We start from the raw sequence: 24031 nt of genomic DNA on the forward strand, positions 1-24031 counted from the left end.
CGTGAAACGTACGGCGCTCGTGTGGCGTTCCGCGCCAGTCTCGGCGAAACCGAGGACCGCGCGAGCCGCCCCTCACATCCCGGCGATCAGCTTCTCCACCCGGTCGTCCACCGAACGGAACGGGTCCTTGCACAACACCGTCCGCTGCGCCTGGTCGTTCAGCTTCAGGTGCACCCAGTCGACCGTGAAGTCCCGGCGCTGCTCCTGCGCCCGCCGGATGAAGTCACCCCGCAGTCGGGCCCGAGTGGTCTGCGGCGGCACCGACTTGCCCTCGAAGATCTTCAAGTCGTCGCAGATCCGCGCCGCCTGACCCTTCCTCTCCAGCAGGTAGTACAGCCCACGACGGCGGTGGATGTCGTGGTACGCGAGGTCTATCTGCGCCACCCGCGGGTGCGACATGGTCATGTTGTGCTTGGCGCGGTACCGCTCCAGCAGCTTGTACTTCATCACCCAGTCGATCTCGGTGCCGATCCGGTCGAGGTCCTCGGTCTCGATCGCGTCCAGCGTGCGGCCCCACAGCTCCAGCACCTGCTCCACCGTGCCGGTGCGGATGCCGCGCCGCTCGCAGAAGTCCACGGCCTTCTCGTAGTACTCCCGCTGCACCTCGAGCGCCGAGGCCTCCCGGCCGCTCGCCAGCCGCACCTTGCGGCGCCCGGTGATGTCGTGACTGACCTCACGGATCGCCCGGATCGGGTTCTCCAGCGTCAGATCGCGCATCACCGTGCCCGCCTCGATCATGCGCAGCACCAGATCGGTCGCGCCGACCTTCAGCAGCATCGTCGTCTCGGACATGTTCGAATCGCCGACGATCACATGCAGACGGCGGTAACGCTCCGCGTCCGCGTGCGGCTCGTCACGCGTGTTGATGATCGGCCGGGAACGCGTCGTCGCCGACGACACACCCTCCCAGATGTGCTCCGCCCGCTGACTCACGCAGTACACCGCGCCCCGCGGCGTCTGGAGCACCTTCCCGGCACCGCACAGCAACTGCCGCGTCACCAGGAACGGGATCAGGATGTCCGCCAGCCGCGAGAACTCCCCGTGCCGCGCCACCAGATAGTTCTCATGGCACCCGTAGGAGTTGCCCGCCGAGTCGGTGTTGTTCTTGAACAGGTAGACGTCGCCCGCGATTCCCTCCTCGTGCAGGCGTCGCTCCGCGTCCACCAGAAGACCTTCGAGAATGCGCTCGCCAGCCTTGTCGTGGGTGACCAGCTCGGTCACGTTGTCACATTCGGGTGTCGCGTATTCCGGATGTGAGCCCACGTCGAGATAGAGGCGGGCGCCGTTCCGCAGAAAGACATTGCTGCTGCGGCCCCATGACACGACACGGCGGAAGAGGTACCGCGCCACCTCGTCAGGCGACAGACGGCGCTGTCCCCTGAACGTGCACGTGACGCCGTACTCGTTCTCCAGCCCGAAAATGCGGCGGTCCATGACTGAACATTACGCCCGATCCCCTGAACTGAAACGGGGTTCGGCGGCACGATTTGGATCATTTTCCGATGAAGCCGCAACGACCCCGCCCCTGGCGGGAACTGCGAGGACCCCCTGCGCGGCCAGCAGAACCAGCAACGACACGGCCCCCGCCACACCCGGCACCGCGAAACCCCACAGCGCCCCGCCCCACTCCACCACCGGCCCCGCGACCCCCGTCCCCACCGACGCGCCCACCGTGAACGTCGTCACCAGCCACGAGAACGCCTCCGTCACCGTCCCGCGCGGCGCGTGCCGGTCCACCAGCACGAACGCGCACGCGATCGCGGGCGCCAGGAACACCCCCGCCAGCGCCGACAACGCCGTCATCGCCACCGGACCCGGCAACAGCGTCAGCGGCACGTAACACACCGCCAGAAGGGCCACCAGACCCCGCAGTCGCCGCTCCGGCGGACCCACCCACTGCCGCGCCCCGTACACCGTGCCGCCCAGCAGCGCGCCCAGACCGAGCCCCGCCATCAGCCAGCCGTACACCACGTCACCCCCGTGATCGTCCGCGTACGACACCGCCGCCACCGTGATCGACCCCAGCGCCACCCCGATGAACAAGAACGCCGCCAGCAGCACCAGCAGCCCGCGCGAGCGCAGCGCGCCCAGCCAGTGCGCCTCCCGCGGCGCCGACCGCCACGCGCGCGAGGGCGGCGACACCACCACCGACAGCGCCCCCAGCACCCCGATCACGCTCAGCACCACCAGCGCCGCCCGCGCCGACCACAGTGACACGCACAGCGTCACCAGCAGCGGGCCGACCGTGAACATCACCTCCTGCGCCACCGCGTCCATCGCGTACGCCGTGTGCACCTGCTCCTCCTTGCGGAGGACACTCGGCCACAGCGCCCGCAAGCCGCCCTCCAACGGCGGCGTGAACAACCCCGCCGCCGCCACCGCGGCGTACGACAGCGCCAGCAGTTCCGTGCCCGTCAGCGCGAACGCCACCATCGCCAGCGCCGACAGCACCGCCGCGGGCAACTGCACCCGCGGCTGCCCGTACAGGTCGCACAGCCGCCCCAGGACCGGCTGCCCCACCGCGTTCGCCACGCCGTACACCGCCGCCAGCGCCCCCGCCAGGCTGTACGTGCCGCCCTCCGCGCGGATGAACAGCACGATCGCGATCGCCGCCGTCGCGTTCGGCAACCGGCCGACCAGCGTGCCCACCAGCAACCGGGCGGCGTGCTGCGCCCTGAGGATCTCCAGGTATCCCGCGGCCATGACCCGCCCTTCCCGAGGTTTTACGTATAACGTCCGCTGTCATACGTACCATGTGCCCAGTTCACACGTCCAGACGAAAGAGCAGGCCCACGGTGGCACGAGGCAGCACCCGACCCACCAGCCGGGACGTCGCCCAGGCCGCCGGCGTCTCCCAGGCCGCCGTCTCCCTCGTCCTCGGCGACAAATGGCGCGGACGCGTCTCCGAGACCACCGCCCAGCGCGTCCGGCAGGCCGCCCTCGACCTCGGCTACCGGCCCAACCTCGCCGCCCGCAACCTCCGCCTCGGACACACCCGCACCGTCCTCCTCGTCGTCCCCGCCCTCACCACGGAATTCTTCGCCGGTGTCTACACCGGCGCAGCCCGGGTCGCCGCCGAACACGGATTCGGCGTCGTCCTCTACCCCTCCCCCGAGGGCATCGGCCCCGCCAAGGACCCCTTCCACTCCGCCCAGGCCGCCCTCGACGGCGTCATCGCCTCCTCCATGGCCGCCGACGCCCTCACCGCCCTCCGCGGCGACCAGCTCCCCCTCGTCATGCTCGACAGCGACCCCCACGGCAGCCACGGCGCCACCACCGTCAACCTCGACATCGCCGACGGCGTCCACCAGATCGCCGACCACCTCCTCGGCCTCGGCCACCGCGCCTTCCTGCACCTCGCCGCCGACGTCCCCTCCTGGACCTTCGACGTCCGCGCCCGCGAACTGGCCAAACGGCTCGACACCGTTCCCGGCACCACCCTGCGCACCACCCGCGCCCCCCTCTCCATCGACGCCGCCCTCACCGCCACCGAGGCCGCCCTCACCGCCGACCCCCGGCCCACCGCGGTCGTCTGCGACGACGACAAACTCGCCGCGGGCGCCTACAAGGCGCTGCGCCGCCTCGGGCTCCGCATCCCCGACGACATCTCCGTGACCGGCCTCGACGACCTCGCCCTCGCCACCGCCATCGACCCGGAACTCACCACCGTCCACCTCGACGCCGAGCTGTTCGGCGAACGCGGGATGCACGCCCTCCTCGCCGTCCTGGACGGCCGCGAACCCGAGCACGGCGACATCCCCGTCCGCCTCGTCGTCCGCGCTTCCACGGCCCCACCACGCGCCACCTGAAACGCCCTGTGCCCCGGCCGCACAGGGGCGGCCGGGGCACAGGACGTCTTCCAGGCGTTCTTTTCGGCTCGGAAGGGCTACTCCTCCTCGGACCCGGACGAGTCGTCGGCAGCCGCCTCCGTGTCCACGCCCGCGCCCGCGTCAGCCGCCAGCAGCCGCGAAAGCTGACCGCCGGTGATCCGCTTGAACTTCCGCTTCTGCGGACGCGTACGGTCCAGCACCGCCACCTCAAGCCGCTCCGCGGGAATCTCCCGCTGCGTCCCGTTGGTGTCCCGCGACAGCGCCTGCACCGCCAGCTTCAGGGCTTCCGCGAGGGTCATGCCGTCCTGGTGGCGCTGATCCAGATAGCCACTGATCTGCTCGGCGTTGCCGCCGACCGCGACCGAGCCGTGCTCGTCCACGATCGAACCGTCATGCGGCAGCCGGTAGATCTGGTCCCCGTCCGGCGTCTCCCCCACCTCGGCCACGACCAGCTCCACCTCGTACGGCTTCTCGGCCGCCGAGGAGAAGATCGTGCCCAGCGTCTGGGCGTAGACGTTGGCGAGGCCACGGGCCGTGACGTCGTCCCGGTCGTAGGTGTAACCCCGCAGGTCCGCGTACCGGACGCCGCCGATGCGGAGGTTCTCGTACTCGTTGTACTTACCGGCGGCGGCGAAGCCGATCCGGTCGTAGATCTCGCTGAACTTGTGCAGCGCGCGGGACGGGTTCTCGCCGACGAACACGATGCCGTCGGCGTACTGGAGCACGACCAGGCTGCGGCCCCGGGCGATGCCCTTGCGGGCGTACTCCGCCCGGTCGGCCATGGCCTGCTGAGGTGAGACATAGAACGGCGTCGACACCGGTTATCCGTCCCTTTCTGTGGAAGTCACTGGATCACCCTCACAAGAACCGGCCGCCGCCTACAGCAGCGCGGCCCGCGGGCCGTCGGGCTGCTCAAGGCGCCGCTCCAGCACCGAGCGGGCGATCTGCGACGACTCCTCCTCGGTGAGCCTGCGGAAGCCGTCCTCGGTGATCACGGTGACGATCGGGTAGATCCGGCGGGCGACATCGGGACCACCGGTCGCCGAGTCGTCGTCAGCCGCGTCGTACAGGGCCTGCACCACCAGCGTCGTCGCGTCGTCCTCGGTCAGGTCGGCGCGGAACAGCTTCTTCATCGCACCGCGGGCGAAGATCGAGCCCGAGCCGGTCGCGGCGAAGTTCTGCTCCTCGGAACGGCCACCGGTGACGTCGTAGGAGAAGATCCGCCCCTTGCCCCGGTCCACGTCGAACCCGGCGAACAGCGGGACGACGGCCAGGCCCTGCATCGCCATGCCCAGGTTGGACCTGATCATCGTCGACAGCCGGTTCGCCTTGCCCTCCAGGGAGAGCTGGGCGCCCTCCACCTTCTCGAAGTGCTCCAGCTCCAACTGGAAGAGCTTGACCATCTCCACGGCCAGACCCGCCGTGCCGGCGATGCCGACGGCGCTGTACTCGTCGGCCGGGAAGACCTTCTCGATGTCGCGCTGGGCGATCACGTTCCCCATCGTGGCGCGGCGGTCACCGGCGAGGACGACGCCCCCCGGGAACGTCACGGCCACGATCGTGGTCCCGTGCGGCGCCTCCACCACGCCCTGCGTGGGCGGGAGTTGCCGCTTGCCCGGCAGCAGCTCCGGCTGGTGCTCGGACAGGAAGTCCATGAAGGAGGAGGACCCAGGCGTCAGGAAGGCAGCTGGTAGACGCCCGGTGCTACGAGTGTTGGCTTCCACGCGTTTCCTTCCAGGTAATCGGCAGCTCGGTTCATCGCTTCGGGGTTGTCCCTCAACAGGCCGAGGCCGGAATTGCAGTTGAAGCACAGTACGCCACGGACCCTACCCGTCTTGTGGCAGTGATCCACATGCACAGCGGGGGCGGCCAAGCAGATCGGGCAGAGCCCCATCTGGGAGGCGACCATCTCGTCGCGCTCGGCTTCGGTGAGGCCGTAGTGGCGCTTGAGATGTCCTGCGCGCCCCTCGGCGGCTCGACACGTCTTGCAGCGCGTCGACAGCCCGTCGGAAGCGGTTGCGTTGCGGTGCCACTCGCTGTGCGGCTTGATCTCTCCGCACTTCAGACAGAGCTTGTACCCCTCGGGCACCTCCACCTTGGGTCGGACCTTCCGCCCAAGTGTCTGCTGCCGCGCCCGGTGATACTCCGATGCACAGTCCCGGCAGTGCCGCTGCAACCCATCCAGGTTGGACCGCTTGCGCGCGAAGGCTGTGTACGGCTTCCACTCGCCACACCGCACACAGCGCTTCGCCTTCTCGCCGCTCCCCAACCGAACCCCCCGAATAACCTTCGATTCGAAGGTTATTCGCCGCCTTTCTGAACGAATGACCGAACGAAGTCCTCGGCGTTCTCCTCCAAGACGTCGTCAATCTCGTCCAGGACGGAGTCCACGTCATCGCTCAGCTTCTCGTGCCGCTCCTTGAGGTCCTCCGACCCCTGTGCCTCGGTCGACTGCTCCTCGACCTCCTCGGTGGAGCGCGTCGCCTTCTGCTGGCCGCCGCCGGTGTCCTTGGTCGCCATAACCCTCACCCCGCTCGGTTCGCCCGACATGGTCGGCAGGACGGCTTTCCTGCCGTTCGGTCTTGATCAGACCCTACAAGGCCGGTCTGACAACGGCCCTGCCGTTGGTACAACGCGCGAGGGCCACCTCGATGATTCCCGTCCGGGGCGGTTTCCACCCCGGCCGGGCGTCTGCTCCGTGTACCCGCTCAGCCGCCGGACAAGACCCTGACCAGGTCTTCCGCGGTACGGCAGCGGTCCAGCAGTTCCTTGACGTGATTACGCGTTCCGCGAAGTGGTTCGAGGGTTGGGACCCGCTGGAGGGAGTCCCGCCCCGGGAGGTCGAAGATCACGGAGTCCCAGGAGGCCGCGGCGACGTCGTCGGCGTACTGCTCCAGGCAGCGTCCGCGGAAGTAGGCGCGGGTGTCCTCCGGAGGCGTGACCTTGGCCCGCTCGACCTCGGCGTCGTCCAGGAGGCGCTTCATCCGGCCGCGGGCGGCCAGGCGGTTGTAGAGGCCCTTCTCGGGGCGTACGTCGGCGTACTGGAGGTCGACGAGGTGGAGCCGGGCGGCGTCCCAGTCGAGGTTGTCGCGGCGGCGGTAGCCCTCCATGAGTTCCCGCTTGGCCACCCAGTCCAGTTCGCCCGCGAGGCTCATGGGGTCGCGTTCGAGCCGGTTGAGGGTGTCCTCCCAGCGGGCCAGGACGTCCTTGGTCTGCTCGTCCGCGTCGGCGCCGAACCGCTCCTCGACGTACTTGCGGGAGAGTTCGTAGTACTCCATCTGGAGTTGTACGGCGGTGAGGGTGCGGCCACTACGGAGGGTGACCAGGCGCTTCAGCGACGGGTCGTGGGAGACCTGGTGGAGGGTGCGGACGGGCTGGTCCACGGCCAGGTCGACGGCGATGAAGCCGTCTTCGATCATGGACAGGACGAGCGCGGTGGTGCCCAGCTTGAGGTAGGTGGAGATCTCCGAGAGGTTGGCGTCGCCGATGATCACGTGCAGGCGGCGGTACTTCTCGGCGTCGGCGTGCGGCTCGTCGCGGGTGTTGATGATGGGGCGCTTGAGGGTGGTCTCCAGGCCGACCTCGACCTCGAAGTAGTCGGCGCGCTGGCTGAGCTGGAAGCCGTGTTCGTGGCCGTCCTGGCCGATGCCGACGCGACCGGCGCCGGTGAAGACCTGGCGGGAGACGAAGAAGGGCGTGAGGTGGCGCACGATGTCGGAGAACGGGGTCTCCCGCTTCATCAGGTAGTTCTCGTGCGTGCCGTAGGAGGCGCCCTTGTTGTCGGTGTTGTTCTTGTAGAGGTGGATGGGCTGGGCGCCGGGGAGCGCGGCGGCGCGTTCGGCGGCCTCGGCCATGATGCGCTCGCCCGCCTTGTCCCAGAGGACGGCGTCGCGGGGGTTGGTGACCTCGGGGGCGCTGTACTCGGGGTGTGCGTGGTCGACGTAGAGCCGGGCTCCGTTGGTGAGGATGACGTTGGCCAGGCCGATGTCCTCGTCGGTGAGCTGGCTGGCGTCGGCGACCTCGCGGGCGAGGTCGAAGCCTCGCGCGTCGCGCAGGGGGTTCTCCTCCTCGAAGTCCCAGCGGGCCCGGCGGGCCCGGTGCATCGCCGCGGCGTAGGCGTTGACGATCTGGGATGAGGTGAGCATGGCATTGGCGTTGGGGTGGCCGGGGACGGAGATCCCGTACTCCGTCTCGATGCCCATTACTCGCCGTACGGTCATGCGGCCCTCCTTGCCCGGCGGCGCCCTCGGTCGTGGACGCCACTCAAGTACCGCTGGCGCTCGGTTGCGTGTGCGGTGCCCGTCCCCGCACTGCGCGACTCGGCGGTATGGAAGAGCCTAGAACGCCTCTGCGCCGGTGGGGAGATCATTTGCGTCATTGCCTTGCTCCAGCCTCCCTGGAAAAGCAGTCGGCTGCGGGTACCCGGAGAGGGGACCCGCAGCCGCCCTGGCTTTTACAGGTACTGTCCGGTGTTCGCCACCGTGTCGATGGAGCGTCCGGTGTCCGCGCCCTGCTTTCCGGTGATCAGGGTGCGGATGTAGACGATCCGTTCGCCCTTCTTTCCGGAGATGCGGGCCCAGTCGTCGGGGTTGGTGGTGTTGGGCAGGTCCTCGTTCTCCTTGAACTCGTCGACACATGCCTGGAGCAGGTGGGAGACCCTGAGGCCCTTCTGATTCTTTTCGAGGAAGTCCTTGATCGCCATTTTCTTGGCGCGGCCGACGATGTTCTCGATCATGGCGCCGGAGTTGAAGTCCTTGAAGTAGAGGACTTCCTTGTCACCATTGGCGTAGGTCACCTCGAGGAAGCGGTTCTCCTCCGATTCGGCGTACATGTGTTCCACTGCCGTCTGGATCATGCTCTGGACGGTCATGGCCTTGTCGCCGCTGTGTTCGTTGAGGTCGTCCCCGTGCAGGGGCAGGCGCTCGGTCAGGTACTTGCCGAAGATGTCCTTGGCCGCCTCGGCGTCCGGACGCTCGATCTTGATCTTCACGTCGAGTCGGCCGGGGCGCAGGATGGCGGGGTCGATCATGTCCTCGCGGTTGGAGGCGCCGATGACGACCACGTTCTGCAGGCCCTCGACGCCGTCGATCTCGGCGAGGAGCTGCGGGACGATGGTGTTCTCGACGTCGGAGCTGACGCCGGAGCCGCGGGTGCGGAAGAGGGACTCCATCTCGTCGAAGAAGACGATGACGGGGGTGCCCTCGCTGGCCTTCTCGCGGGCCCGCTGGAAGACCAGGCGGATCTGCCGCTCGGTCTCGCCGACGTACTTGTTGAGCAGTTCCGGGCCCTTGATGTTGAGGAAGAAGCTCTTGCCCGCGGCCTGGCCGGTGACCTCGGCGACCTTCTTGGCCAGCGAGTTGGCGACGGCCTTGGCGATGAGCGTCTTGCCGCATCCGGGGGGTCCGTAGAGGAGGACACCCTTGGGCGGGCGCAGTTCGTGCTCCCGGAACAGGTCGGGGTAGAGGTAGGGAAGCTCGACCGCGTCGCGGATGGCTTCGATCTGGTTGCCGAGGCCGCCGATCTGCTCGTAGCCGATGTCGGGGACCTCTTCGAGGACGAGTTCCTCGACCTCGCTCTTGGGGACGACCTCGTAGACGTAGCCGGAGCGGGGTTCGAGCAGCAGGGCGTCGCCGGGGCGGATGGTGACGTCCAGCAGCGGCTCGGCGAGCCGTACCACCCGTTCCTCGTCGGTGTGCCCGAGCACCAGGGCGCGTTCGCCGTCCTCAAGGATCTCCTTGAGGGTGACGATGTCCCCGACGCGCTCGAACTCCATGGCCTCGACCACGTTGAGTGCTTCGTTGAGCATGACTTCCTGGCCGCGCCGCAGCTCTTCGAGGTCGACGCTGGGGCTGACGTTCACCCGGAGTTTGCGGCCTCCGGTGAAGATGTCGGCGGTGCCGTCCTCGTTCGCCGTGAGGAAGACGCCGAAACCGGCGGGCGGCTGGGCGAGCCGGTCGACCTCTTCCTTGAGGGCCACGATCTGGTCGCGGGCCTCACGGAGCGTGTTGGCGAGTCGCTCGTTCTGGGCGGACACGCCGGCCAGGTTCGTCTGAAGCTCGACGATCCGCTCTTCGAGAATCCTCGTGTGCCGCGGAGAGTCGGCGAGCTTGCGTCGCAGGACGGCGATCTCCTGCTCAAGGTAGGCGATCTGCCCGGCCGGGTCTTCGGACCCTCGTCCCGGGCGGATGCCGCGGTTCATGTCGTCGTCGTGGGCTGCCACGGTCCTCACCTCCTCCAAGGGGAGCTGGACGCTTCCAGACCCTACCTGGGTGGGTGTCGATTGAAACCCCTAGATCACAAAGACTGTCGGGGTGTGTCCGATCTTCACCCTTGCGCTCTCCCTCACGCCAGGGGAATACCCACCGAACGTGATTGGAAAGCTGCCGGAGGTAGGGTCGAAGTGTTCAACACCCGTCAGAGCTGGCCGGATTCCCGCAGGCTCGGCGAAGAAACGGCAGGAGCGAATGGCAGCGCAGCAGGAGGCCGGAGTCGGTGGCGGGGCCCTTGAGGTCTGGATCGACCAGGATCTCTGTACCGGCGACGGCATCTGCGTCCAGTACGCGCCCGAGGTGTTCGAGCTGGACATCGACGGTCTGGCCTATGTGAAGGGCGCTGGCGAGGAGTTGTTGCAGGACAGGGGCGCGACGACGCCGGTGCCGCTGCCGCTGCTGACGGATGTGGTGGACTCGGCGCGGGAGTGCCCGGGTGAGTGCATCCACGTGCGTCGCGTTTCGGACAGGGTGGAGGTCTACGGTCCGGACGCGGAGTGACTGGATCTGCACGGTCCGTGACCGCTGTCTGATTTCTCACACCTCGGGGTCGCGTGCGTCACACGCTGCGCGCTCCGGCGGGTGTCGAGCGGACGAACGCGCCGTCGCGCCACTGCCACTTCGTGTCGTCGTGGACGTCGGGGCAGCAGGTGGGCACGTCGGCGGTGGAGTAGCCGTGCAGGGTCGCGCGGACCGCGCCGTCACGGACGGTGAAGTCGCTGACGGTGACCCGGTCCTTGGGGTCGACGAGGGTCGCGACCACGCGGGGTTGGGCGCCGTCGGCGCCGCGGGTGAGGACGTACACGCCGTCGGGCGGGGTGCTCATTCCGGCGTCGCAGTGCACCACGGCGACGGTCTCGGGCTGGCCGTCGCCGTCGAGGTCGCCGGAGGCCTGGTGGGCGACGACGGTGGTCACGGGGCCGCAGTCGAGGGGGAAGTCGACGCCGTCGGTGGTGGGGGGTGGTCCGGCGGCGGGTGCCTTCTTGGACGCGCTGGCGGGGGGCTGCGCCGCCGTGGCCGGGCCGGGCTGGAGCACGGAGGACAGGGCGACGACCCCGGCGACCGCCGTGGCGGTGGCGAGCCAGTGGATGGGGCGGGTGTGCGTGTGTGCCAGTTCCGGAACGGCGGGTTGCTGCACGAGGAGTGTCTCCTGTGAGGGCTGTGCCGGTGGGGTGGCTGCATCGTGCCACACGTCACAGTGCGGGGGAACGCCGGGGTGGGTACTCGGATGGCTTTTGGCTCAGGTCAACGTGACGGCGCCGGGCCCGACTTCCCGTGCTGGTGGGGGAACTCGGGCCCGGCGCCGTGAGGTTGTACGCGGCGGGGGGCCGCCTCAGCGGCCGAGGCCTCCGTCGGCGTTGGGGCCGGAGTAGTCCTCGCCGTAGGCGCCCTTGGCGGGGCGGCGGCGGCGCATGGGCGGTTCGACGCCGTCGGCAAGGCGGCGGGCGGTGAGGAGGAAGCCGGTGTGCCCGATCATGCGGTGGTCGGGGCGGACGGCGAGGCCCTCGATGTGCCAGTTGCGGATCATCGTCTCCCAGGAGGTCGGCTCGTTGAAGCAGCCGATCTCGCGGATGGACTCGACGGTCCGGGCGAGCTGGGTGGTGGTGGCGACGTAGCAGCAGACGATGCCGCCGGGGACGAGCGCCTTGGAGACGGCCTCCAGGCACTCCCAGGGGGCGAGCATGTCGAGGATGACGCGGTCGACGTCGGTGTCGGAGAGGTTGTCCTGGAGGTCTCCGACGGTGAGCTGCCAGGCCGGGTGGGGGCCGCCGAAGTAGCGCTCGACGTTGGCCTGCGCGATCTCGGCGAAGTCGGCGCGGCGCTCGTAGCTGTGCAACATGCCCTGGTCGCCGATGGCGCGCAGCAGGAAGCTGCTGAGCGAGCCGGAGCCGACGCCCGCCTCGACGACGCGCGCGCCGGGGAAGATGTCGGCGAAGGCGAGGATGTGTCCGGCGTCCTTGGGGTAGACGACGGCCGCCCCGCGGGGCATGGACAGGACGTAGTCGGGGAGCAGGGGGCGCAGCGCGAGGTAGGCGACGTTCCCGGTGGTGCGGACAACGCTGCCCTCGGGTGCGCCGATCAGTTCGTCGTGCGGGAAGGAACCCTTGTGGGTGTGGAAGTTCTTCCCGGCTTCGAGCGTGAACGTGTAGTGGCGGCCCTTGGGGTCGGTCAGCTGTACCTGGTCCCCGACCTTGAAGGGCCCGCGACGGCGGGCGGCACCGGTCGGTTCGGACATGTGACCAGCCTACCGGGCCTGGCGGGGGCCGCCGACCACGGCGGGGGCGGGGGGTCAGGAAGGGCGGGCCATGGCCTTGACGAAGGCGCGTTCGACGTCGGCGGCGGAGAGGACGCCGTAGATCTCGCCGGTGTCCTCGACGACGAGGTACTCGGTGGCGGGGGTGGCGCGCAGGACTTCGAGGAGGTCTTCCCCGGCGAGTTCGGCGGAGACGCGCATTCCGTCGGTGAGGTCCTGGGCGAGGCCGCTGACGGCGACCCAGGGGCGGCGGTGCTCGGGGACGCCGACGATGGCGGCCTCGCGGACGAGGGAGACGGGGTTGCCGTCGCCGTCGACGACGACGAGGGCGCGGGCCCCGGCGGCGTTGGCCTGGCGGAGGGCCTCGGAGAGGGGGGTGTCGGTCTGGACGGGGACGGCGCGGCGGGTGAGGGCGCGGGCGCGCAGTTCGGGGAGGTGTTCGCGCAGGCGGGCGACGCGGAGGCTGTTCCCGGCGCCGGTCCAGATGATCGCGGCGAGGATCGCGGCGAGCAGGGCGTCCATGACGGTGTCCATGCCGACGTTGTCGACGGCGTCGCTGCCGAGGGCGCCGGACTGGGTGAGCCAGGGCAGGCCGATGAGGACGGAGACGGCGAGGGCGCGGCCGAACCAGGCGGCGGCGATGGTGCCGCTCATGGGTTTGCCGGTGATCTTCCAGACGACGGCGCGGAGCATCCGGCCGCCGTCGAGGGGGAGGCCGGGGAGCAGGTTGAAGGCGGCGACGATGAGGTTGGAGATCATCAGTCCGGCGAGCAGGACGCCGGGGACGGTGCCGGGCTCGACGGTCTGCATGGCGGCGTAGAAGACACCGGCGAGGACGAGGGAGAGCAGGGGGCCGACGAAGGCGAGGACGAACTCGCGGCCGGGGGTCTCGGCTTCCTTCTCGATCTCGGAGACGCCGCCGAAGAACTGGAGCTGGATGCGGCGGACGGGGAGTTTGAAGCGGAGGGCGGCGACGGTGTGGGCGAGTTCGTGGACGAGGACGGAGGCGTAGAAGGCGACGGCGAAGAAGAGGGAGACGAGGTAGCGGGCGCCGCCGAGTTCGGGCAGGACGCGGTCGAGCTGGCCGCCGAAGACCCAGGTGATCAGGGCGGCGACGAGGAACCAGCTCGGGGCGACGTACACGGGTACGCCGAAGGGCCGCCCCATCAGCAGGCCGCCCCGGGGCTCGGGTCCCCGCGCGGGCGCTTTGTTCCCGGCGTGCGCGTGGGGGCGCTCTCCGGCCGGGGTGTGCTCGGGTTGTGCGCTGCCGACGGTGCCGGGGGGCGGGGTGGGCCGCTGGTCGTGGGTGTCCTCCCCGTCGGGCGCGGGGGGCTGCGGGGCGCTGTCGGTCCCGGGCGCGGGGTCCTCGTGGGCGGCGGGGGGCCGCGCGGGGCTCGCGTCGGCGCTGGTGGTGTCGTCGGTGTCCGTGGTGGGCCGGGGTGTCTCGTCGGCGTTGTTCCCGGCCGGCTGGTCCCTGTCGGACCGCGGCTGCCCGCTCCCGCCGCTCACGTCCACGGTTTCCCCTCGTTCGAAGCGTCTTCCGCGCCTGCCGGGCGGAAGGGTCTGTGGTCGATGGTATGTGGTGGGCGCGGCAGGGGTGACGGCGGTCGGGTGACTGTCAGTGGTGGGTCGTAAGGTCTGTGGTCATGGAGACGAGGACCGAGGGCGACATGACGGCCCCCAGCGACGCCGCGGCGGTGGTACGGCCGCCTGCCGTGCCCGAGCCGGAGGAGCCCAGGGCGGCGGTCGCGCCCGCGTCCCTGTCGCCCTCGCGCGCCGGTGACTTCATGCAGTGCCCGCTGCTGTACCGCTTCCGGGTGATCGACAAGCTGCCGGAGAAGCCGAGCGAGGCGGCCACCCGGGGCACGCTGGTGCACGCGGTGCTGGAGCGCCTCTTCGACGCCCCCGCCGGGGAGCGTACGGCGCCCCGGGCGAAGTCGCTGATCCCGGCGCAGTGGGAGCGGCTGCGCACCTCCCGGCCGGAGGTGGTGGAGCTGTTCGCCGACGATCCGGACGGGGAGCGGCTGGCGCGCTGGCTGTCGGAGGCGGAGCGGCTGGTGGAGCGGTGGTTCACGCTGGAGGACCCGACGCGCCTTGAGCCCGCCGAGCGGGAGCTGTTCGTGGAGGCCGAGCTGGACTCGGGGCTGCGGCTGCGCGGGATCATCGACCGGGTCGACGTGGCGCCGACGGGTGAGGTGCGGATCGTCGACTACAAGACGGGCAAGGCGCCCCGCCCTGAGTACGCCGACGGGGCGCTGTTCCAGATGAAGTTCTACGCGCTGGTGGTGTGGCGGCTGAAGAAGGTCGTGCCGCGTCGGCTCCAGCTCGTCTACCTGGGCAGTGGTGACGTGCTGACGTACGACCCGGTCCTGGCGGATCTGGAGCGGGTGGAGCGGAAGCTGCTCGCGTTGTGGGAGGCGATCCGGCAGGCGACGGAGAGCGGTGACTGGCGGCCCCGGCCGACGAAGCTGTGCGGCTGGTGCGATCACCAGGCGCACTGCCCGGAGTTCGGCGGTACGCCCCCGCCGTATCCGCTGCCGGTCAGGGCGGCGGAGTCGGGTGGGGGCGCGCAGGGCAGAATGGGCCCGGACTAGCGAAGGAGACTTACGTGGCCATCCGTGTCCTACTGGTCGATGACCAGCCACTGCTGCGCACGGGCTTCCGGATGATCCTGGAGGCGGAGCAGGACCTCGCGGTCGTGGGTGAGGCCGGGGACGGCCTCCAGGCGCTCGACCAGGTGCGGGCGTTGCAGCCCGATGTGGTGCTGATGGACATCCGTATGCCGCGGATGGACGGTGTGGAGGCGACCCGGCAGATCACGGGCCCGGGTCGGGACGGTCCGGCGAAGGTACTGGTGCTGACCACGTTCGACCTGGACGAGTACGTGGTGGAGGCGTTGAAGGCGGGCGCCAGCGGGTTCCTGCTGAAGGACGCCCCGGCCAACGAGCTGGTGCAGGCGATCCGGGTGGTGGCGGCGGGTGAGGCGATGCTGGCGCCGAGCATCACGCGTCGGCTGCTGGACAAGTACGCCACGCATCTGCCGTCGGGGGACGAGCCGGTGCCGGACACCCTGGGCACGCTGACGGAGCGTGAGGTGGAGGTGCTGAAGCTGGTGGCGCGCGGGTTGTCGAACGCGGAGATCGCCGCGGACCTGTTCGTCAGTGAGACGACGGTCAAGACGCACGTCGGCCATGTGCTGACGAAGCTGGGGCTGCGGGACCGGGTGCAGGCGGCGGTGTACGCGTACGAGAGCGGGTTGGTGCGTCCCGGCGCGCAGTAGCCGACGCCGCAGGACGGGCGGTGGCCGACGCCGGGAGACGGAGGGAGGGCGCCCCCCTCGGGCCTGATGGGGGCGCCCTCGTCGTGGGTGCGGGCCTGGGTCAGGCCTTGCGCAGTTCCCAGAAGCGGAACACGGTCGAGGCGTCCAGGCAGTACTCCAGGCCGTAGACGCCGTCGCCGACGACGGCGTACTGCTTGGCCTGCCAGACGGGCAGGACGGGGAGTTCCTCGGCGACGATGTCCTGGAGGCGGCCGAAGTCCCGTTCGGTGGCGGCGCGGTCGCTCTCGGCGGCGGTGTTCGGGATGAGCGTGCCGGTGATGGTGTCGTTGGCGTAGTTGTTGCCGAGGACGTTGCCCTCGCCGAAGAACGGGGCGGTGAAGTTGTCGGCGTCGGGGTAGTCGGGGACCCAGCCCTTGACGTAGACGCCGTACTTGCCCGCCTCGATGTCCTTCTCGTACTGCTCGAAGGGGACGGACTTGACGTCGGCGTCGAACAGGCCGCTGGCGTTGAGCTGTCCGGCGATGGCCTTGAGTTCCTGGTCGGTGGCGGGGCCGTAGCGGCTGGGCGTGGACCAGAGGGTGAGCTTGACCTTGCCGGTGATGCCCTCGGCGGCGAGCGCGGCGGCGGCCTTGGCCTTGGAGGGGCGGGCGCCGTAGGTGTCGAAGAAGGCGGTGTTGTGGCCGGTGATCCCGGCGGGGACGATCGAGTAGAGCGGGGTGGCGGTGCCCTGGTAGACGTCCTGGACGAGGGCCTCGCGGTCGAGGAGGTGGGCGATGGCCCGGCGGACGCCGAGCTTGCCCGCGACGGGGTCGTCCATGTTGAAGACGAGGTGCTGGACCTCGGCGCTGCTGCCCTCGACGACCTCGATGCCGCTGGTGCCGTCGGAGGTCTTCTCGACGTCGGCGATGTCGGCGGCGGACAGGCCGCGGTAGGCGATGTCGACGGTGTCGTCCTGGAGGGCCTTCTTCAGGGCGGCCTGGTCGCCGTGGAAGAACTTGAGGGTGACGCCCTCGTTCTGGACGTCGGCGGTGCCCTGGTAGTTCTCGTTGACGGAGAACACGGCCTGGTCGTCGGTGAAGGAGTCCAGTTTGTAGGGGCCGGAGCCGCTGGCCTGGTCGTCGGTGCGCAGTCCGTCGGCGTCGTACTCGCGGTGGTTGACGATGGAGCCCGCGCCGGAGGCGATCTTGCTGGGGAAGGTCGCGTCGGGGGCGTTGAGGTGGAAGACGACCGTCTTCTCGTCGGGGGTCTCGACCTTGTCGAGGGTGGGGAACATGACGGCGGGGCCGTCGGGGCCGTCGATGTCCACCATGCGGTCGAAGGAGAACTTGACGTCCTTCGAGGTGAGCGGGTCACCGTTGCTGAACTTCAGGCCGTCCTTCAGGGTGCACTCGTAGACCGAGGTGCGGGTGTCGGTGAAGGAGCACTGCTCGGCGGCCTCGGGCTGCGGTTCGGTGCCGCCGTTGGGGAAGCTGAGCAGGGACTGGAAGACGTTGTTGAACAACAGCCAGGAGCCCGGGTCGTAGCCGGACGCCGGGTCGGTGGCCAGGACGTCGTCGGACATTCCCATGACCACGTGGGAGCCGCCCTGACCGGTGTCGCCGGTCTCGGAGCCGCAGCCGGTCAACAGGCCGGAGGCCAGGCCCGCCACGATCGGTAGGACGGGCCACTGGTTGCGCAGGTTCACGTGCGTGTGCCTTGTGTCGTTGGTGCGTCCCGGGGCCCTCGTGCCGGGCCCCGGGTTCGGGTGTGCGTCAGCCGCTGACGCCGCGGCCCAGCTCCCACAGTTGCAGCGTGGAGGAGGAGTTCAGGGCGTAGGCGGCGCCGGTGACACCGTCACGGGCGGCGATGTACTGCTTGCCCTGCCACAGCGGCAGGACGGGGACGTCCTTGGCGACGAGGTCCTGGATGTCGGAGAGGCTCTCGACGGCGGCGATCCGGTCGGCCTCGCGCCGCGACTGCGGGATCAGGGTGTTGCGGATCTCGTTGTTGGCGTACGGCGAGCCGAGGAAGTTGTCGGCGTCGAGGAACGGGGCGAGGTAGTTGTCGGCGTCGGGGAAGTCGGGGAACCAGCCCATGCCGTAGACCTCGTACTCGCCTTCCTTCTCGGCGGGGCGGAAGGTCTCCCAGGGCACGCCCTTGGTGGTGACGTCGAACAGGCCGCTGTCGTTGAGCTGCTTCTTCAGGACGTCGAACTCGTCCTTGGTCGCGGCGCCGTAGTGGTCGGTGGTGTAGTACAGGGTCAGCTTCACGGGCGTGGTGATGTCGGCCGCGGTGAGGGTGTCGCGGGCCTTGGACACGTTCGGGTCGCCGTAGGCGTTGAAGAACGCGTTGGTGTGGCCGGTGATGCTGGCGGGGACCAGCGAGTACAGCGGTTCGGCCTGGGAGCCGTAGACCTCGGTGACGAGTTCGCTGCGGTTGACGAGCTGGGCCATGGCCTGGCGGACGGCCTTCGACTTCACGGACGGGTCGTCGGTGTTGAAGGCGAGGTAGCGGATCTCCAGGCCGGGCATGTCGACGAGGTCGATGTCGCTGTTGGAGCCGGTGGACAGCTCCTGGATCTGCTGCGGGTTCATGGTGCGGGTCATCAGGTCGATGTCGCCCTTTTCGAGGGCGTCGCCCATGGCGTCGGCGTCCGCGAAGGAGCGCAGTTCGACCTTGTCGTTCTTCACCTCAAGGGCACCCTTGTAGTGGGGGTTCTTGGTGAAGACGGCCTTGGTGAGCTTGCCGTCCTCCTCCTGCGCGTCGAGCGTGTACGGGCCGGAGCCGTCGATGTCGAAGCCGTCGCGCAGCTTGCCCTTGTCGTAGTCGTCGGGGTTGACGATGCCCGCGACGGGCGTGGACAGCTTGTACGGGAAGGTGGCGTCGGCGGTGTTGAGGTGGAAGATGACCTCGCGGTCGCCCTTGGTCTCGACGGTGTCGATGGTGGAGAGCAGGGCGAAGACGCCGCTGTCGGCCTTGATGGCGCGGGCGCGGTCGATGGAGTACTTGACGTCCTCGGCGGTGACGGGGTCGCCGTTGGAGAACTTGAGGTCCTTGCGGAGTTCGCAGGAGTAGCGCTCGTTGCCCGCGTCGCTGAAGGAGCAGGACTCGGCGGCCTCGGGGACCGGTTCGCCGTCGCCGCGGGGCTGGACCATGAGGGTCTGCACGGTCTGGCGCAGGATGTTCCAGGTGCCGACGTCGTAGGCGTAGGCCGGGTCGACGGGGGCGGGAGCGTCCTTCGAGGCGATGAACCCGTCCGTGGTGCCGACGACGATGGCGTCCGAGTCGCTGCCGCTGTCGGACCCACCGCAGGCCACCAGCACTGGCGCGAGCAGGCCCACGACGGCCGGCAGCACCAAAGTCTTGCGGTTCATGCTCGAGTTTCTCCAGATGTCACGTCCGTGTACCCGGCATACAGGGGTGGCGTAGCCGTTCCACGAGGTTGGGGGTGTCGTTCTCGCGACGAGATTAGTCCGCGCTTGCAGCGGCGTTCACAGCCAGTGGAGTTGAGGCCCCATCACGCTGTGAAACCGGGCGTGGACAGACCGAAAACCCGACACGGGAAGGATTCCGGCAGCGGTCCACCAATCAGGACACAAGGGCATGGCACACCGCCCCGGCGGGGGGCGGCAAGCACATGCGGGGGCGACTGTCGACCCGGCCAAGGGTGGCGAACGTCACACTTTCCACCAGGGTGTGACAAGCCGGAATTCAGCCATCCGGCGGAGTCGAATTCCTTTGCGGACGCCGGTCGGCCGCGCGGGATGAATTCGCGTGTTATCCGTGCTGCACGGTGGGTGAACGGCTAGCGCATTTGTGTCACAAGGCCGCGCAGAAATGCCAGGTCGACCTCTTCCAGGGAGGACACCACGGTGCGCCTGTCGGCGGGGGCGATGGGGGCCACGGAGGGGACGGCGACGACCTGGCAGCCCGCCGCCTCGGCGGCCGCGACACCGGTGGCGGTGTCCTCGATCACCGCGCATCTGGCCGGATCCGCGCCGAGTCCGGCGGCGGCGAGCAGATACGGGTCGGGGTGCGGCTTGGTGCGCGGCACCTCGTCACCGGCGACGGTGAGCGCGAAGTGCTGGGGGCCGAGCGAGGCGAGGACGCGGTCGATGATGCGCCGGTGGGAGGCCGAGACCAGCGCGGTGGGGACCTGGTGCGCGGCGAGTTCGGCGAGCAGTCGGGCGGCGCCCGGCATCAGCGGCAGCGAGTGGTCGATGCGGTCCTCGAAGCCCTGGTTGAGCAGGACGGTGAGTTCCGCGAGGGTGATGTCGGCGCCGGTGGCCTCGATGAGGAACCCGGCGCTGCGGCTCATGGGGCCGCCGACGACGACCTGCCGCCAGGATTCGTCGAGGGTGTGCCCGAGGTCGGCGAAGACCGCGGCCTCCACGTCCCACCAGAAGCCCTCGGTGTCGACGAGGGTGCCGTCCATGTCGAGGAGCACCGCCTGGAGCGCGGAGCCGTCGCCCGTGCGGGTGCGAAGCGCCGGGATCGTGGTCGTCATCCACCAACCTCCTTCAGGGACGCACAGGCCGGTTCCCGCGCGGGGAACCGGCCTGCGAGCAGTGGACCGACCATTGTACGTCGGATCGGATCAGTGTGCGGTGAGAGACGTCACTGTGTGCGGTGGCGGGTCACCTTGCGTTGAAGTACTTGGCCTCGGGGTGGTGGATGACGATCGCGTCGGTGGACTGCTCGGGGTGGAGCTGGAACTCCTCCGAGAGGTGGACGCCGATGCGTTCCGGCTGGAGCAGGTCGGCGATCTTGGCGCGGTCCTCCAGGTCGGGGCAGGCGCCGTAGCCGAGGGAGAAGCGGGCGCCGCGGTACTTCAGGGCGAACATGTCCTCCATGGCGGCGGGGTCCTCCCCGGCGAAGCCGAGTTCGGCGCGCACGCGGGCGTGCCAGTACTCGGCGAGGGCCTCCGCGAGCTGGACGGACAGTCCGTGCAGTTCGAGGTAGTCGCGGTAGGAGTCGGACGCGAACAGGCGGGCGGTCTCCTCGCCGATGCGGGAGCCGACGGTGACGACCTGGAAGCCGACGACGTCGGTCTCGCCGGACTCCTCGGGGCGGAAGAAGTCCGCCAGGCAGAGTCGGCGGCCACGGCGCTGGCGGGGGAAGGTGAAGCGGGTGGTCTCGTTGCCCTGTTCGTCGAGGATGATCAGGTCGTCGTCCTTGGAGACGCAGGGGAAGTAGCCGTAGACCACGGCGGCCTCAAGGAGGTTCTCGGTCTGGAGGCGGTCCAGCAGGCCGCGCAGCCTCGGGCGGCCCTCGGTCTCGACGAGTTCCTCGTAGCTGGGTCCCTCGCCGGTGCGGGCCTGCTTGAGGCCCCACTGGCCCTTGAAGAGGGCGCCCTCGTCGAGCCAGGAGGCGTACTCCTTGAGCTGGATGCCCTTGACGATGCGGGTGCCCCAGAACGGCGGGGCGGGCACGGGGTTGTCGGTGGCGACGTCGGAGCGGGCGTGGCCCTCCTCGGGGCGCTCCTCGACCTCGACGGTGGCCGCGCGGACCCGGCGCTGCTTCAGCTCGGGCAACTGGACGCCGGGCACGCCGCGCTTGACGCCGATGAGGGCGTCCATCAGGCGCAGGCCCTCGAAGGCGTCGCGGGCGTAGCGGACCTCGCCCTCGTAGACCTCGTGCAGGTCCTGTTCGACGTAGGCGCGGGTGAGGGCGGCGCCGCCGAGGATGACGGGGTAACTGGCGGCCAGGCCGCGGGCGTTCAGCTCCTCCAGGTTCTCCTTCATGATCACGGTGGACTTGACCAGGAGGCCGGACATGCCGATGACGTCGGCCTTGTGCTCCTCGGCCGCGTCGAGGATCGCGGAGACGGGCTGCTTGATGCCGAGGTTGACGACGTTGTAGCCGTTGTTGGACAGGATGATGTCGACGAGGTTCTTGCCGATGTCGTGGACGTCGCCGCGGACGGTGGCGAGCACGATGGTGCCCTTGCCCTCGGCGCCCTCGACCTTCTCCATGTGCGGTTCGAGGTAGGCGACGGCGGTCTTCATGACCTCGGCGGACTGCAGGACGAACGGCAACTGCATCTGGCCGGAGCCGAAGAGCTCGCCGACGACCTTCATGCCGTCCAGGAGGGTGTCGTTGACGATGTCGAGCGCCGGGCGCTCGGTGAGGGCGGCGTCGAGGTCGGCTTCCAGGCCGTTGCGCTCGCCGTCGATGATGCGCCGCTTGAGGCGTTCCTCCAGCGGCAGCGCGGCGAGTTCCTCGGCCTTGCCCGCCTTCAGGGACTTGGCGGTGGCGCCCTCGAACAGGGCCATCAGCTTCTGGAGCGGGTCGTAGCCCTCGGAGCGGCGGTCGTAGACGAGGTCGAGGGCGGTGGTGACCTCCTCCTCGCTGAAGCGGGCGATCGGCAGGATCTTGGAGGCGTGCACGATCGCGGAGTCCAGGCCCGCCTTGACGCACTCGTCGAGGAAGACGGAGTTCAGCAGGATGCGGGCGGCCGGGTTGAGGCCGAAGGAGATGTTCGACAGGCCGAGGGTGGTCTGCACGTCGGGGTGGCGGCGCTTGAGTTCGCGGATCGCCTCGATGGTGGCGACGCCGTCCTTGCGGGACTCCTCCTGGCCGGTGCAGATGGTGAAGGTGAGGCAGTCGATGAGGATGTCCGACTCGCGGATGCCCCAGTTGCCGGTGAGGTCGTCGATCAGCCGTTCGGCGATCTCGACCTTCTTCTCGGCGGTGCGGGCCTGGCCCTCCTCGTCGATGGTCAGCGCGATCAGCGCGGCGCCGTGCTCGCGCGCCAGCTCGGTGACCTTGGCGAAGCGGGACTCGGGGCCGTCGCCGTCCTCGTAGTTGACGGAGTTGATCACCGCGCGTCCGCCGAGCTTCTCCAGTCCGGCGCGGATGACGTCGACCTCGGTGGAGTCCAGCACGATCGGCAGGGTGGAGGCGGTGGCGAAGCGGCCCGCCAGCTCCTCCATGTCGGCGACGCCGTCGCGGCCGACGTAGTCCACGCACAGGTCGAGCATGTGCGCGCCCTCGCGGATCTGCTCGCGGGCCATCTCCACGCAGTCGTCCCAGCGGCCGTCCAGCATGGCCTCGCGGAACTTCTTCGAGCCGTTGGCGTTGGTGCGCTCGCCGATGGCGAGGTAGGAGGTGTCCTGCCGGAACGGCACCGACTGGTAGAGGGAGGCGGCGCCCGGCTCGGGGCGCGGCTCGCGCCGCGGCGGCGTCAGCTCCCGCACCCGCTCCACGACCTGCCGGAGGTGCTCGGGGGTGGTGCCGCAGCAGCCGCCGACCAGGGACAGGCCGTAGTCGCGTACGAAGTTCTCCTGGGCGTCGGCCAGTTCCGGCGCGGAGAGCGGGTAGTGGGCGCCGTCGGAGGTGAGGACGGGCAGTCCGGCGTTGGGCATACAGGACAGCGGGGTGCGCGAGTGCCGGGCGAGGAAGCGCAGGTGCTCGCTCATCTCGGCGGGGCCGGTGGCGCAGTTCAGGCCGATCATGTCGATGCCGAGCGGTTCCAGCGCGGTGAGCGCGGCGCCGATCTCGGAGCCGAGGAGCATGGTGCCGGTGGTCTCGACGGTCACGGAGACGATCAGCGGGACGTCGTACCCGGCGGTGCGCATGGCGCGGCGGGCGGCGATGACGGACGCCTTGGTCTGGAGGAGGTCCTGGGTGGTCTCCACGAGCAGCGCGTCGGCGCCGCCCGCGAGGAGGCCCTCGGCGTTGCGCTGGTAGGCGTCGCGGATGGCGGCGAAGGTGGTGTGGCCCAGGGTGGGCAGCTTGGTGCCGGGGCCCATGGAGCCGAGGACCCAGCGCTGCTGACCGGTGGCGGTGGTGTACTCGTCGGCCACCTCGCGGGCGATGCGGGCACCGGCCTCGGACAGTTCGCCGATCCGGTCGGCGATGTCGTACTCGCCGAGGGCGGACAGGTTGGCGCCGAAGGTGTTGGTCTCCACGCAGTCGACGCCCGCGTCGAAGTAGGCGGCGTGCACGGAGCGGACGATGTCGGGGCGGGTGGCGTTGAGGACCTCGTTGCAGCCCTCGAGCTGCTCGAAGTCGTCCAGTGTCGGCTCCTGGGCCTGCAACATGGTGCCCATCGCCCCGTCGGCGACCACCACGCGGCTGGCGAGGGCCTGCCGGAGGGCGGTGGCGCGGGTGCGGCTGTCGGCTGCGGACGGGCTCTGTGGCGACGAGGCCATGAAAGGGCTCCCTGGGGTGCGACGGCTGTCGGCTTTGCGCTTCCGTGGACCTTCTCACGGTGGGCGCACGCCGCAAGGGTAGCCGGGACGGGGGCCCGGTGGGCAGGGCGTCCACGACGCGGACGAGGATGGCGGGCGGTCCGCGCCGGATGGCCGTACACGTCGAGCTATTAGCGGGAGGTCGGCATCGACCGGTAGTGTTCGGCATTGCCGAACCATGTCAGCGAGGGCGGCACCCTAACGCTCACGTGGTTCGGCGGTAT

The 24031-nt window shown here is 69.6% G+C and carries 19 protein-coding genes; 4 read left to right on the forward strand and 15 right to left on the reverse strand.

The window, feature by feature from the left end; translation table 11 throughout:
* Window positions 1-72 precede the first annotated feature (72 nt).
* Window positions 73-1434: a Pup--protein ligase gene (gene pafA / locus ACFQZ6_RS06470; protein WP_381605510.1), complete on the reverse strand. Its 1362-nt coding sequence runs from the start codon at window positions 1432-1434 to the stop codon at window positions 73-75.
* Between the two features lie 9 nt (window positions 1435-1443).
* Window positions 1444-2703 (reverse strand): MFS transporter, encoded by a 1260-nt coding sequence (locus tag ACFQZ6_RS06475; RefSeq protein WP_381605512.1) that lies wholly within the window; start codon window positions 2701-2703, stop codon window positions 1444-1446.
* 92 nt (window positions 2704-2795) lie between these two features.
* On the opposite strand from ACFQZ6_RS06475, the gene ACFQZ6_RS06480 reads away from it, so the two are divergent.
* Window positions 2796-3809 (forward strand): LacI family DNA-binding transcriptional regulator, encoded by a 1014-nt coding sequence (locus ACFQZ6_RS06480; RefSeq protein WP_381605514.1) that lies wholly within the window; start codon window positions 2796-2798, stop codon window positions 3807-3809.
* A gap of 77 nt (window positions 3810-3886) precedes the next feature.
* On the opposite strand, the gene prcA is transcribed toward ACFQZ6_RS06480, so the two are convergent.
* The 6 genes from prcA to arc all read right to left on the reverse strand — a co-directional run bounded on the left by prcA (window position 3887) and on the right by arc (window position 10050).
* A complete protein-coding gene (gene prcA / locus ACFQZ6_RS06485; protein WP_381605516.1) occupies window positions 3887-4648 on the reverse strand; it encodes a proteasome subunit alpha in 762 nt (253 codons plus the stop codon).
* Window positions 4649-4708: 60 nt separating this feature from the next.
* Window positions 4709-5554, reverse strand: coding sequence for a proteasome subunit beta (gene prcB, locus ACFQZ6_RS06490; protein ID WP_381605519.1), 846 nt, complete (start codon window positions 5552-5554; stop codon window positions 4709-4711).
* Window positions 5506-6099 carry an endonuclease VII domain-containing protein gene (locus tag ACFQZ6_RS06495; RefSeq protein WP_381605521.1) on the reverse strand — a complete coding sequence of 198 codons (594 nt, stop codon included), beginning with the start codon at window positions 6097-6099 and terminating at the stop codon, window positions 5506-5508. The genes prcB and ACFQZ6_RS06495 overlap by 49 nt, the downstream gene beginning before the upstream one ends.
* Window positions 6100-6131: 32 nt before the next feature.
* Complete coding sequence (locus ACFQZ6_RS06500; protein ID WP_376731621.1) at window positions 6132-6350, reverse strand: ubiquitin-like protein Pup; 219 nt, start codon at window positions 6348-6350, stop codon at window positions 6132-6134.
* A 188-nt stretch (window positions 6351-6538) separates the two neighbouring features.
* A complete protein-coding gene (dop, locus tag ACFQZ6_RS06505; protein ID WP_381605524.1) occupies window positions 6539-8050 on the reverse strand; it encodes a depupylase/deamidase Dop in 1512 nt (503 codons plus the stop codon).
* A gap of 233 nt (window positions 8051-8283) precedes the next feature.
* The gene (arc, locus tag ACFQZ6_RS06510) at window positions 8284-10050 is read right to left on the reverse strand and encodes a proteasome ATPase (RefSeq protein WP_381605526.1); all 1767 of its coding nucleotides are present in this window, start codon (window positions 10048-10050) and stop codon (window positions 8284-8286) included.
* A gap of 244 nt (window positions 10051-10294) precedes the next feature.
* On the opposite strand from arc, the gene ACFQZ6_RS06515 reads away from it, so the two are divergent.
* Window positions 10295-10600, forward strand: a complete 306-nt coding sequence (locus ACFQZ6_RS06515; protein WP_381605528.1) for a ferredoxin — start codon at window positions 10295-10297, stop codon at window positions 10598-10600.
* A gap of 58 nt (window positions 10601-10658) precedes the next feature.
* Here the strand turns inward: ACFQZ6_RS06515 and ACFQZ6_RS06520 are convergent, their stop codons facing one another.
* The 3 genes from ACFQZ6_RS06520 to ACFQZ6_RS06530 all read right to left on the reverse strand — a co-directional run bounded on the left by ACFQZ6_RS06520 (window position 10659) and on the right by ACFQZ6_RS06530 (window position 13868).
* Window positions 10659-11237 (reverse strand): hypothetical protein, encoded by a 579-nt coding sequence (locus ACFQZ6_RS06520; RefSeq protein ID WP_381605530.1) that lies wholly within the window; start codon window positions 11235-11237, stop codon window positions 10659-10661.
* Window positions 11238-11432: 195 nt separating this feature from the next.
* Window positions 11433-12335 carry a tRNA (adenine-N1)-methyltransferase gene (locus ACFQZ6_RS06525; protein WP_381605533.1) on the reverse strand — a complete coding sequence of 301 codons (903 nt, stop codon included), beginning with the start codon at window positions 12333-12335 and terminating at the stop codon, window positions 11433-11435.
* Window positions 12336-12389: 54 nt separating this feature from the next.
* Window positions 12390-13868: a site-2 protease family protein gene (locus ACFQZ6_RS06530; protein ID WP_381605535.1), complete on the reverse strand. Its 1479-nt coding sequence runs from the start codon at window positions 13866-13868 to the stop codon at window positions 12390-12392.
* Window positions 13869-13999: 131 nt separating this feature from the next.
* Between ACFQZ6_RS06530 and ACFQZ6_RS06535 the strand changes: the two genes are divergently transcribed.
* The gene (locus ACFQZ6_RS06535) at window positions 14000-14947 is read left to right on the forward strand and encodes a RecB family exonuclease (protein ID WP_381605537.1); all 948 of its coding nucleotides are present in this window, start codon (window positions 14000-14002) and stop codon (window positions 14945-14947) included.
* 14 nt (window positions 14948-14961) lie between these two features.
* Window positions 14962-15633 carry a response regulator transcription factor gene (locus ACFQZ6_RS06540; RefSeq protein ID WP_360218279.1) on the forward strand — a complete coding sequence of 224 codons (672 nt, stop codon included), beginning with the start codon at window positions 14962-14964 and terminating at the stop codon, window positions 15631-15633.
* 100 nt (window positions 15634-15733) lie between these two features.
* On the opposite strand, the gene ACFQZ6_RS06545 is transcribed toward ACFQZ6_RS06540, so the two are convergent.
* The 4 genes from ACFQZ6_RS06545 to metH all read right to left on the reverse strand — a co-directional run bounded on the left by ACFQZ6_RS06545 (window position 15734) and on the right by metH (window position 23768).
* Entirely contained in the window at window positions 15734-17317 is a 1584-nt protein-coding gene (locus tag ACFQZ6_RS06545) for an ABC transporter substrate-binding protein (protein ID WP_381605539.1), read from the reverse strand.
* Between the two features lie 67 nt (window positions 17318-17384).
* Window positions 17385-18986: an ABC transporter substrate-binding protein gene (locus tag ACFQZ6_RS06550; protein WP_381605541.1), complete on the reverse strand. Its 1602-nt coding sequence runs from the start codon at window positions 18984-18986 to the stop codon at window positions 17385-17387.
* Between the two features lie 431 nt (window positions 18987-19417).
* A complete protein-coding gene (locus tag ACFQZ6_RS06555; protein ID WP_381605543.1) occupies window positions 19418-20119 on the reverse strand; it encodes an HAD family hydrolase in 702 nt (233 codons plus the stop codon).
* A 130-nt stretch (window positions 20120-20249) separates the two neighbouring features.
* Window positions 20250-23768, reverse strand: coding sequence for a methionine synthase (metH, locus tag ACFQZ6_RS06560; RefSeq protein ID WP_381605545.1), 3519 nt, complete (start codon window positions 23766-23768; stop codon window positions 20250-20252).
* Between the last annotated feature and the right edge of the window lie 263 nt (window positions 23769-24031).

It is taken from the genome of Streptomyces flavalbus (assembly GCF_042674625.1).
In the GTDB taxonomy this organism is placed as follows: Bacteria; Actinomycetota; Actinomycetes; order Streptomycetales; family Streptomycetaceae; genus Streptomyces; species Streptomyces flavalbus.